Origin of the sequence: Vibrio gazogenes (assembly GCF_002196515.1) — a bacterium.
Taxonomy (GTDB): domain Bacteria; phylum Pseudomonadota; class Gammaproteobacteria; order Enterobacterales; family Vibrionaceae; genus Vibrio; species Vibrio gazogenes_A.
Map to the genome: position 1 here is coordinate 1,535,857 of NZ_CP018835.1, position 13,339 is coordinate 1,549,195.

The following is a 13,339-nucleotide window of genomic DNA, read 5'->3' on the forward strand; positions in this document are numbered from 1 at the left end:
GTGTATGACTCCCATTATTCTGCTAAATCCATTAAATCGCTGACATCAAACTCAGCAAGACCGATATAAGCCACACGTTGACTGAACGCGGCTAATGTGGGATGAGAGAAAAGCTCAACCAATGGCACTTCCAAATCCAGTTCATTGCGAATTCTTGAAATTAATTGGGCAGCCAGCAATGAATGTCCCCCCAACTCGAAGAAACTGTCCTGACGACCGACGGCGGCTACCGGCAGTAACGCTTGCCAGATCTCAGCAACCATCTCTTCCAATTCACCCTGCGGTGCTTCATATTCCTGACGAACCAACGCCGTTTCATCCGGCTCCGGCAATGCTCTGCGGTCAACTTTACCGTTAGCCGTCAACGGCATCTCTGCCAGCGCAACATACGCCGCCGGTACCATGTAACTCGGTAAACATGCCGCCAAACGGGACTTCAGCTCACCCGCTGTCAGTCTCTCTTCTCCCTGAGTGAAGTAAGCCACCAGACGTTTTGATGCGGAATCACCCGTCGCGATGACCACCGCTGAAGCCACGCCACACGACACTAACGCTGACTCAATCTCGCCCAGCTCGATCCGGAAACCGCGCACCTTGACCTGAAAATCATTGCGACCGACAAACTCAATCGTTCCGTCTGCGCGTAAATACCCCAGGTCTCCCGTCCGGTACATCCGTGCATTCGCTGACGAGGCATACGGGTCCGGCACAAACCGCTCTGCGGTTAATTCCGCTTGATTGAGATAACCCAATGCCACCCCGTCACCGCCGATATACAGCTCACCAACCACACCTTGCGGTACCGGCTGACCGTGACTGTTGAGTAAATACACTTGGGTATTGCCGATCGGACGACCCAACGGAATGCTCACCGCATGTTCATCCACCGCGGTGATTTCATGGGTCAGGGCGAATGTTGTGGTTTCCGTCGGACCATAACCATTGAGCAGATGCTGCGGGGCACTCTCAGACAGCACCCGACGAATTACCGCCGGGTCAAGCGCATCACCACCGACCAACAGATAACGCAGGTTGGGGAATACCGATTGCAACCCTTGGGCATACTGATTAAACAAGCCGACCGTCAGCCACAGAATACTGACCTGATGCTGCGTTAATACTTGGGCAAAGGCATGGACGTTCAGGAGCGTCTCTTGCTCAATCACCACCACCGCCGCGCCATTGAGCAGCGGTGCCCACACTTCTAACGTGGTCGCATCGAATGCGGGGTTAGCCGCCAGCGCAATCCGGTCTGAAGGTTGCACCGCCATATAGCCGTTGTTCAGGACCAGCCTTGCAATGGCCCGGTGTGGTACCACGACACCTTTTGGCTGACCGGTTGAGCCTGAGGTGTACATCACATAGGCAGGTGAGTCACCTTGTACCGCAACCGACACGGCTTCATCACGGGTTTCATTAAGCAGCGATGAGGTTATCTCCAGGACGGGTAAAGATGAATCATCATCCGCAGTCCCCGCTTCTGCAAGCATGAGCGTTGCGCCGCTATCGCTTAATACATAATCCAGTCGCTCCGTCGGCGCTGCCGGGTCGAGCGGTACATACACCCCACCACATTTTAAAATCGCCAGCTCTGCCACCACTAACGCGGCTGAACGCGGCAACCGCACGGCGACTCGCTGACCGGGGATCACACCCAAAGTTTGTAAGCGGTGCGCCAGCGCATTGGCACTTCCCTCTAGCTCGCTATAACGCCATTCACCCGCTTCGGTGATGAGCACGATGGCATCCGGTGCAGTGCTCGCCTGTTGGCTGAACAGCGTATGAACCCCACAATCGGACGGGTAGTCAAAGTCGGTTTGATTGAAGTGTTGCAGCATATGCTGCTGCTCACTGTCGGTAAGCATCGGCAGAGCATCGACGGGTAACTCAGGCTGACGGACCATCCCTTCTAATACGGTGATCCAATAACTGAGGTAACGCTGCACGGTTTCCGGCTCAAATAACGCAGTTGCATAATTGAGCATCCCTTCAATGCGATCCGCTGATTCATGGACGATTAAACTCAGATCAAATTGGGCACTCGTGGATTCTTCAGCCAATAACGACAAGGTCATCCCACCAAGCTCAATCTTCTCTTCCGGTAAGTTTTGTAATGCAAACAACACCTGAAAAATCGGGCTGTAAGCGAGACTTCGTGTGGGAGCAACCGCCTCAACCACTTGCTCAAACGGAATATCTTGATGCGCCTGTGCCTGCAACGACGTTGTTTTAATCTGATTTAACAACGCAACACTATTCGGCTGTTCACTTAAGTTGACCCGGAGTGCCTGAGTGTTAACAAACATCCCAATCAGGTCTTCCAGTTCAGTTTGCGTCCGTCCGGCGACCGGAGAACCGATCACAATATCGTCCTGACCGGAAAGACGGCTCATGACCACAGACCATCCGGCTAATAAAGTCATATAGAGCGTACTGCGATGGCGTTGGCTAAACTCACGTAAAGACGCAGTGAGTGATGGCGATAAATGAACCGAAACCGCCGCACCGGTGTAATTCTGTGTCGCCGGACGAGGTCGGTCTGTCGGTAATGTCAGACAATCCGGAATATCATGCAGTTGCTTCGTCCAATACTGCTGTTGACGTTGCAATACCTCGCCCTGCAAATGGGCCTGCTGCCATGCCGCATAATCACCATACTGAATACGCAATGGTGGTAACGGGTTGGGTAGTCCCTGACAGAATGCCCGATACAATGTCGAAAGTTCACGGGTCAGCACGCCAATTGACCAACCATCAGCAATCATATGGTGCATCGCTATGCGCAGCCAATGCTCGTTTTCGTGAATACGGATCAATTGTCCTTGAATCAATGTGCCTCGGGTTAACTCGAATTCAGGCTGGAATGGTGACAACTCATCGATTAATGTCTCCCCATCCAGCCAAGACATCGGAAACTCATGCCAGGCTTTACCGACAACCTGTACAGGAACACCATCGAGATCGACAAAGTGCGTCCGTAACGGTGCATGTCGCGACACAATCTGATTCAGCGCCCGCTGTAATGCATCAATGTTTAACTGACCTTCCAGACGCAACCCACCGGAAATCACATAGGCTGAAACAGAGTCAGGATCCATCTGAGATAAGAACCACAAGCGTTTTTGCGCCAGAGATAGTGGAATGGCTTGCCCCTCTGGCAGTGGCGTAATCGCAGGTAAGGTTGAACCTTGTGCATCCTCAAGCAGCGCTGCCACTTCATGTAATGTCGAATGAGAAAACAGTGTCGTCAGTGATAATTCCCGCCCCAACTGCTCACGCACCCGTGACACCATCCGCACCGCCAGCAAGGAGTGACCGCCCAACTCAAAGAAGTTGTCGGCACGGCCCACTTGCTCAACACCCAACAACGCTGACCAAATCGCTGCCAGTTGCTGCTCCGCATCACCCACCGGCGCTTGATATTCATGCCGCACCACCGCGCTGATATCCGGCTCCGGTAATGCCTTACGGTTCACTTTGCCGTTCGGTGTTAATGGCATCGCATCAATCACCACATACACCGCCGGTACCATGTGCGCCGGTAAGCGCTCAGACAACTCGGCTTTCAGGGCTGCCACATCCGGCACGACATTCGTGTCTACCGCGGTGTAGTAACCGACTAACTGTTTATCAGCGCTCTGTTTTTCAGAACGGGTACCGAATGCTCGCGCAACTACCACACCATCCTGAACACCGGTACAACCTTGTAGTGCTGAACTGATTTCACCCAGCTCGATACGGAAACCACGGATTTTGACCTGGTCATCATTGCGGCCCCGATACTCAATCGTCCCGTCCGGTAACCAGCAACCCACATCGCCAGTACGGTACATCACCGGATAGTGATGCTTGTCGTACGGATTGGCAACAAACCGCTCAGCCGTCAATTCATCACGGTTGAGATAACCCCGTGCGACCTGAACACCACCAATGTATAACTCCCCTTCAACACCCACCGGTACCGGATGCCCCTCACTGTCGAGCACATACATCTGCGTATTGGCAACCGGACGTCCGATTGAAACTCGGTCACCCACCAGTTGCCGTGGACAGTGCCATGCCGTGACATCCACCGCCGCTTCCGTCGGCCCATACAGGTTATGTAATTCAATCTGGGGTAAACGCGTATAGCTCTTGCGTATCGCTTCCGCCGGTAGCGCTTCACCACTACAGAACACCAAGCGCAGGCTCGGACAATCATTCGGGCTGACCACCTCAAGGAAGCTCTGCAACATTGGGGGGACAAAGTGCACAATCGTTACCCCTTGGGTGGTCATAAGGTTTTTTAAGTAATCCGGGTCTTTGTGCCCTTCGGGTTTCGCCATCAATAATGTAGCGCCCGACCACAGCGGGCAGAAGAATTCCCACACCGACACATCAAAACTGAATGGGGTTTTCTGCAATACCACATCATCTGCGTTGAACCCGTAGTCTTGTTGCATCCAGTGCAGACGATTGACCACGCCACGATGCTCGTTCATCACCCCTTTCGGTAAACCCGTCGAGCCCGACGTGTAAATGATGTATGCCAGATGACGGTTGGTCAGCGCTGCCACTACCGGATTGGTTGTCGGACTATCAAGCCATGGTTGCACCGGAGAGGCCAAATCGACTAAACGGGTTGTTTCAGGAATCTCTCCCAGACGTGCCACTAAACTATCGCAGGTCAACAAGGCCACCGGCGCACTGTCGGATAACATATACGTCAGTCGCTCACTCGGATAACCCGGGTCGAGCGGAACATACGCGCCGCCCGCTTTGAGAATCGCCAGCAGAGAGACCACCAGCTCACAGCTTCTTTCCAGACAGACCGCAACCCGACTATCCGGACGCACGCCCTGTTCAATCAGCCAGTGCGCCAGTTGGTTTGCCTGTGCATTAAGCTCGGCATAACTGAGCGACTGGTCGTCAAACACTACCGCGGTCGCGTCTGGGCTACGGGCCACCTGCGCTTCAATCAGCGTATGCAGACAGGATGCGTCAGGGAATGACGTTTGGGTCTGGTTAAACTGATTGAGCACGAGGTCGCGTTCACGATCCGCCAAAATGGTGAGTTGGTTTACGGGTGCAGATGGTTGAGCAGCAAGAGTGCTCACGAGTTCGGTCAAGGCGGTCATCAACATGCCACCAAGTCGCTCACCACTAAGACGCGAATTGACATGAATATCCAGTGAAAAACCACCCGTCACAATATCGTTGACAGCGACTGTCAGCGGATAGTTGGTATTTTCTGCGGCAATCTCAAGGGAGCCGAGTATCTCTTGGTCTGCCGAATCGGTCTGAGCACTGCCCCCTTGATAACGATAGTTCAAAAGCGAACTGAACAGTGGGGTGTGATTACTCAAACCGCTGCACTGTTGTGCCAAGGCAAGAGACGTATGTTCATGTTCCAGTAATTCAGCCAAACGCTGTTGAGTCTGTATCAGTGCCGATTCAACCGATGCATCCGCAAAAGAGAGCCGTAATGGTAATGTGTTGAGGAACATCCCCAAGACCCGATCCGCGCCTTCACCACCGGCCATACGGCCGAACAGCACCGTACCGAAGACGATATCGTCTTGTCCGGTAGCTCGCTGAACAACCACGCCCCAAGCAAGATGGAACAGCGCCGCCGGACTGATACTGAAACGACGGGACAACTCACGAATCGTTCGTGCGACATCGTCAGCTATCGCCACATGGGTTGCTTCGACGTGCGCATCGTCACCGGATGCCTGTAGCCCGAATGGGTCACAAGGTTCATCGATATCACCCAGCAACTCACGGAAATAGTGAAGATGTGCATCGTGATTGGCGTTCAGCGTTGTTTGCGCGACAAAGTCACGGAACGGCAATGGTCTTGGCAGTGACGCTTCACGACCGGCAATATAGGCTTGCACCTCTTCGATCAGTAATTCCAGTGTGGTGTGATCGTTACACAAGTGATGAAGCAGAAAACAGAGTAACCAACGGCCTTCCGCAGGATCGGCCACTTTATAGGCTTCAATCATCGGTGCGCGCTGAATATCCATTCGTGTGTGCGCCGGTTCAAAGTGACGACATAAACGATCCGCCACTCGCTCAAGGTCCCCATCATCGCCACAATGAGCATCATCCAGTTGAGTGACTGATAATGTTTGCAACACAACCGGGGCTTCGCGCCAAACAACCTGAACCGGAGTGTCGATACCATCCCAGACAACCGCAGTGCGCAGAATGTCATGTCGTTGCACCACGTGCTGAAGCGCCGTGATGAAAGTATCAATATCAGCTTCATGATTGAAGCTTTGAATCACACGCGTCACATAAGGGTCACCTTGCTGCGCCAACACATGGTGGAACAGAATACCTTCCTGTAGCGGTGCCAGCGGATAGATATCTTGAATATTGGCGGTTCCGCCCTCAACGGTCTGACTGATGACATCGATCGCCTTCTGATCGAGTGTCACCAACGGTAACATCTCCGGCGTGATATGCTGGCAATTAGCCGGAATCAGATTCGCTGGAATCTCGTTCTCAGAGCTCGCTTCTTGTATTTCTAATGTTTCAGCCAATTCTGCCAGTGTGATACGGGAAAACAGATGACGGATCACTAACTGATAACCGTGTTGTCGCAAACGATCGGCCATCCGCACCGCCAGCAAGGAGTGACCGCCCAACTCAAAGAAGTTGTCGGCACGACCCACCTGTTCAACACCCAAAAGCTCTGACCAAATGGCTGCCAGTTGCTGCTCCGCATCACCCACCGGCGCTTGATATTCATGCCGTACCACCGCGCTGATATCCGGCTCCGGTAATGCCTTACGGTTCACTTTGCCGTTCGGTGTTAATGGCATCGCATCAATCACCACATACACCGCCGGTACCATGTGCGCCGGTAAGCGCTCAGACAACTCGGCTTTCAGGGCTGCCACATCCGGCACAACATTCGTGTCAACCGCCGTGTAGTAACCGACTAACTGTTTATCAGCGCTCTGTTTTTCAGAACGGGTACCGAAGGCTCGCGCAACCACCACACCATCCTGTACACCGGTACAACCTTGTAGCGCTGAGCTGATTTCACCCAGCTCAATCCGGAAACCACGGATTTTGACCTGGTCATCATTGCGGCCCCGATATTCAATCGTGCCGTCCGGTAACCAGCAACCCACATCGCCGGTACGGTACATCAACGGATGAGCGTGCTCATCAGCGGTATACGGATTGGCAACAAACCGCTCAGCCGTCAGCTCATCACGGTTGAGATAACCCCGTGCGACCTGAACACCACCAATGTATAACTCCCCTTCAACACCCACCGGTACCGGATGCCCCTCACTATCGAGGACATACATCTGAGTATTCGCAACCGGACGACCGATTGAAACCCGGTCTCCCGCTAGTTGCCGTGGACAGTGCCATGCTGTCACATCCACCGCCGCTTCCGTCGGCCCATACAGGTTATGTAATTCAATCTGGGGTAAACGCGCATAACTCTTGCGTATCGCTTCCGCCGGTAGCGCTTCACCACTACAGAACACCAAGCGCAGGCTCGGACAATCATCAGGGCTGACCACCTCAAGGAAGCTCTGCAACATTGGGGGGACAAAGTGCACAATCGTTACCCCTTGGGTGGTCATAAGGGTTTTTAAGTAATCCGGGTCTTTGTGCCCTTCGGGTTTCGCCATCAGTAATGTCGCCCCCGACCAAAGCGGGCAGAAGAATTCCCACACCGACACATCAAAACTGAACGGGGTTTTCTGCAATACCACATCATCCGGACCAAACCCGTAGTCTTGTTGCATCCAGTGCAGACGATTGACCACACCGCGGTGCTCGTTCATCACCCCTTTCGGTAAGCCGGTCGAGCCCGACGTGTAAATGATGTATGCCAGATGACGGTTGGTCAGCTCAGCTACCACAGGATTGGTTGTCGGACTATCAAGCCATGGTTGCACCGGAGAGGCCAAATCGACTAAACGTGTGGTGTCCGGAATCTCTCCCAGACGTGCCACTAAACTGTCACAGGTCAGCAAGACCACCGGCGCACTGTCGGATAACATATACGTCAGTCGCTCACTCGGATAACCCGGGTCGAGCGGAACATACGCGCCACCCGCTTTGAGAATCGCCAGCAGAGATACCACCAGCTCACAGCTTCTTTCCAGACAGACCGCAACCCGACTATCCGGACGCACGCCCTGTTCAATCAGCCAGTGCGCCAGTTGGTTCGCCTGCGCATTAAGCTCGGCATAACTGAGCGACTGGTCGTCAAACACCACCGCGGTCGCGTCTGGGCTGCGAGCCACCTGCGCTTCAATCAGCGTATGCAGACAGGATGCGTCAGGGAATGCGGTTTGGGTCTGGTTGAACTGATTGAGCACAAGGTCACGTTCCTCGTCCGGGAGGATATTCAGTGAGCCAACCGCTTGGGTAGGTACCGAGACCATCTGCTGTAACAAAGCGTGCCAGTATCCGAGATAGCGTTCAACGGTGCCTGCATCAAAGAGAGCCGTGGCATAATGCAGGGTTGCTTCAAGCTGATCATCTGTCGGAGACACAAATAGGCTCAAATCAAACTGTACGGTTGAGACTTCAGCTTCAACCGGTGAGATCGACAGCCCCGGTAATTGCAAATCACCATCAGGGACATTCTGTAAAGCGAACATCACCTGAAAAATCGGCGAATGCGATAAACTGCGTTTCGGTGCGACGGATTCCACCACCTGCTCAAACGGAATCTCCTGATGCGCTTGTGCCGCCAGAGCAGTTGCTTTCACCTGTGACAACAGGTCAATCGTGTTTGGATTGTCAGAGAAGTCGACTCGCATCGCCTGCGTATTAACGAACATGCCGATCAGTGGCTCAAGTTCAGCCCGGGTCCGGCCCGCGATCGGCGAGCCAATCACCACATCATCCTGACTGGCAAGACGTCCCATCAATGCGGACCAACTGGCTAATAAAGTCATGTAGAGGGTACAACCGTGTGCCCGACTCAATTTTTGCAGTGCTGTGGTCAATGTTTTATCGAGAACAAGTTTTGCTTCTGAGCCGTCAAAGGACTGTTTGGATGGACGAGCGCGGTCAGCAGGCAATGTCAGACACTCTGGAATGCCGCGTAACTGTTCAACCCAATATTCACTTTGCTGCTGTAACAGCGCATCCTGAATATGTTGCTGTTGCCATGCGGCAAAATCGCCATACTGAATCGTCAACGGTGATAATGGATTCGGCGTATTTTCAACCAAAGCCCGGTAAAGTTGGCTAACTTCTTTCATCAAGAGGTTGATCGACCAACCATCGGTAATAATGTGATGCATCGCCAGACGCAAAATATGTGTTTCTGCATCGATAGCAATCAATTGCCCCTGAAATAGCGGCCCAGAGAATAGATCCATATCGGCGGCAAATGAGGCAATCGCTTGAACATCATCAGCATTGATCTGAGTGAGCCTCATCCGCTGCCCATCCGGCAGTACTTTCTGCACCGGCTCACCATCGTGGATATCAATACAAGTCCGTAAGATGTGATGACGGGAAAGCATGTGGTCAAACGCTTGTTGTAATGCAGTGACATCCAGTTGACCACGCAAGGTGAAACGCCCGACCATCACGTACGCTGTTGTTGCCACATCATCGATTTGCGATAGCAGCCATAACCGCCGTTGCGCCAAAGATAAAGGCGGCACGACATCAGCGTCTAACGGTTCAATAACCGTTTTTTGTTGCGTCGGTGTGGCTTCATCAATCGCGCTTGCCAATGCAGATAGCATCGATTGGCTGAACACGGTGGCTAATGCCAGTTCAACCTGAAATCGCTGACGAATTCGGGAAATCAACTGCATCGCAACCAGCGAATAACCGCCCAGTTCAAAGAAGTCATCATGACGCCCTACCTGACTCACACCCAACAGACCCGACCAAATCTCAGCCAGCTGAACTTCCACATCTCCCTGTGGCGGCTCATAAGCCCGTTGCGGTAAGTCACTTGCATCAACCGCCGGTAAAGCCTTTCGGTCAACCTTGCCATTCGGGGTTAACGGAAAAGCATCTAACGCAATATAAATCCCCGGCACCATGTAATCCGGCAAACGACGGCGTAACTCGGCCTTCAATCCTTCCTCAAAATCCTCACCGGATTGCGCAGTGTCTTCCGCCACATAATAACCCACCAGCCGTGGCTCTCCGTCCGCCATCTCAGGCGCAGCAACCACCGCATCTGCAATGCCAGCATACCCCTGCATCAGCGACTCGATTTCACCCAGCTCGATTCGGAATCCCCGAATCTTGACCTGAAAGTCACTCCGGCCTAAACAGCGAATCCGACCCTCACTATCCCAACGACCCAAGTCACCGGTTTGGTACATCAACGCTCCGGATTCAGCAACAAACGGGTCTGCGATAAACCGCTCGGCGGTTAAATCATCGCGATTGAGATATCCGGCCGTTACCCCGGCGCCGGCAATGTAAATCTCACCACTGACTCCCACCGGAACCGGCTGGTGTCTCTCATCCAGAATATAAATTCGGGTATTCCCAATCGGTTGACCAATCAGGACACCCGCATCACTGACGTGCAAAGGATGGGTCGCTGACCAGACCGTCGTCTCCGTCGGGCCATACATATTCCACAAACGACCGACGCGACCAACAATCTCATCCGCCAGCACTTTCGAGAAGGATTCTCCGCCAATCAGTCCGGTTAAACGGGGCGAGCCCTGCCACCCTGCTGCCAGCAAAAGTTTCCATGTCGCCGGGGTTGCCTGAAACAGGGTAATCGCCTGATTATCCAGATAAGCAGCCAATGCTTCACCATCACGGGCCAGCGCTTTATCCGCCAAATGCAGGGCGGCACCACTGGACAGAGGCAGATAGATTTCAAGCACATGAATATCAAAGGATATCGTTGTCACCGCTAATAAACGGTCATCACCACTCACCTGATGTTGCTGCTGCTGACTGGTCAGGAAGTTGACCACGGCCCGGTGCGGCACCATCACCCCTTTGGGTTGTCCGGTTGAGCCAGAGGTATAAATCACATACGCCAGATGATCACCGCTCAGGGTTGCCACTTCGGGATTGCTCACCGGCTCATCCGCCAGCGATTCACGATTGAGCTCAAGCACCTGTAACTGGGCCGCCTGCTCACCGAATGTCTGCGCAACATCAACGCTGCCGTCGCTAATCAGAACCACCGGACGGCTGTCGGCCACCATGTATTGCAATCGCTCGGACGGGAACAACGGGTCGAGCGGGACGTAGGCACCGCCCGCTTTGAGGGTCGCCAGCAAGGTCGTGACCATGGCACAGCTGCGCTCAACCATCACCGCAACATAGCTGCCCGGTGTGACACCCAGTGCAATCAAACGGTGGGCTAACTGATTGGCTTGCGTATTCAATGCGGCATAACTCAGCGAGTCATTCCCTGAAACCACCGCGGTAGCATCGGGTGTCTGCGCCGCTTGTGACTCAAATAACTGGTGCAGACATGCTTGCTCGGGATAGGGCATTGCGGTCTGGTTAAAGGTGTCGAGCACGAGATGGCGCTCTTCATGAGACAAAACACTTAACTGCGCGGGATAAGTCACATCCGATTCAGCACGAACACAGTCTGTCAGAAAGGATTCCAATCGCTTCAAATGACGCTGAATGTCGTGCCTTTCATACAGGTCATGGTTGGCATTGAGATAGAGCGTTAATCCCTGCTGCGGCCCGCGGTCATAAAATGTAAACGATAGATCATCAACCGGGCCAATTGCTGTATTGACGACTGTTGCGGAGACATCGCCAAAAAACAGTTCATATTCCGAAGGAACAAAATTAAGTACGGTGCTATACCAACATTCTTGCTCGCCTGAATGTTTCGATTCTTGTCGCAGGTCATCACTGTAATAACGAGAATGTCGGGATGTTTTCCCAACATGTAGGGCAACTTGTTCGAGCAGCTCATCGAATGTCATATCCGCATGGATATGAATACCGAGAGGCAAAATATTGACCGCGATACCTGTTGTTTTACGTAGCGTTCGCCCCATTCGTCCTCGGTGGGTAAAACCGAGCATCATTGATGATTCTCCGGTCATCAAATGTAGATAAACCGAAGTCAGCGCGGTCATCAGTGTTGCGAGATTGGTCTTGTAACGTTCGGCTAATCCCTGCAATCCCTGATAAACATCAAGGGGAAGCTGATGCCATTCACTGAGCACTTGAGAACATGCCGCATTTTGTCCAGCCAGACAAACCGGTTGGTAGGTTTGCATCTGCGCCATATAGTTCAGCCAGTATTCACGATCACGCGTAAAACCCGTAGAATCACGATAAGCGCTTTCAGCCTCCAACAAGGCTTCAACCCCGAGTAATTGACACTCAGGAATCGGCTGTTCGGCATGTAATGCAGAATATATTTCAGCAAAACGCGCCAAAACCATCATGAAGCCATATCCGTCAGTGGTAATATGGTCGGCGCTACAGTAGAGATAATATTGTTCGGCATGAACTTTTAGCAAAGCAAACTCGAATAGGCGTGTTCTATCACCAGCCGAGACAGGATGATCAAGTCGTTTTTCCATCCATGCCATTGCTACCGCATCAGCATCCGCCTCCCGAGATAAATCAATAAAAGGGAGTTCCCAATCAGCAAAATACTCAACCGTTTGCTGCAATGTCTCTTCGTGGTAACCCGCTTCGATATGAAATGTTTCAGCTTCTCCGACACCTTGTCTCACCGCTGCTTCCATCATTTCAGGATTAATCTGCCCCGGCAGATCCAGATAACCAGCCACTTTGAATACCCGTGGGCCGACATGGTCAACAATATGCTGAGCGAACCAGATTCCTTTCTGTGGTGTCGAAAGTGGTATAGGAGGAGACACATTGGACTGAGCGTGAAGATGCGAACCTTGCTTACTTGCTTTGCGAATATTCGAATTCATATAGCACCAACCTTCATTTGTTATTTTTTTATTATTTGTATTTTACGCATAAGACAAAGAGCATCTGATATGTTTAATACCAGACACTAAAACCTCATATATGCTAGATATGATGTAACCAAAAATTACAATCAGTTAATGACAAACGTATTATTATTTATATTTTCTATCCTTAGGCTTTATATTTATAACGAACTTGAGCTGATAGATATCATTTACAATCCAAATTACCTCATTCGCTCTCTGACAATCAAGTGACATTATTTTGACGCCATGCTGTCATACTAAAAATGACGGTGATACATAAATACAGATTAAAATAACAAAATTATAAATATCAAAAACACCAATAATCATTCACATATAATGATAAAAGAATCAAAAATACACTCAAACTCTTGGATAAACCACGCAAATACCGAACAACTCATGAATAGATAGTGATATTT

At 51.9% G+C, this 13,339-nt stretch carries 1 protein-coding gene; it reads right to left on the bottom strand.

What is annotated here, in order from left to right; all coding sequences use genetic code 11:
• Nucleotides 1-14 precede the first annotated feature (14 nt).
• A complete protein-coding gene (locus tag BSQ33_RS06930; RefSeq protein WP_088133722.1) occupies nt 15-12,890 on the bottom strand; it encodes a non-ribosomal peptide synthetase in 12,876 nt (4,291 codons plus the stop codon).
• Nucleotides 12,891-13,339: the final 449 nt, after the last annotated feature.

Coding starts and splice junctions, on each gene's coding strand:
- BSQ33_RS06930 (WP_088133722.1), bottom strand. CDS start 12,890: ATGAATTCGAATATTCGCAAAGCAAGTAAGCAAGGTTCGCATCTTCAC.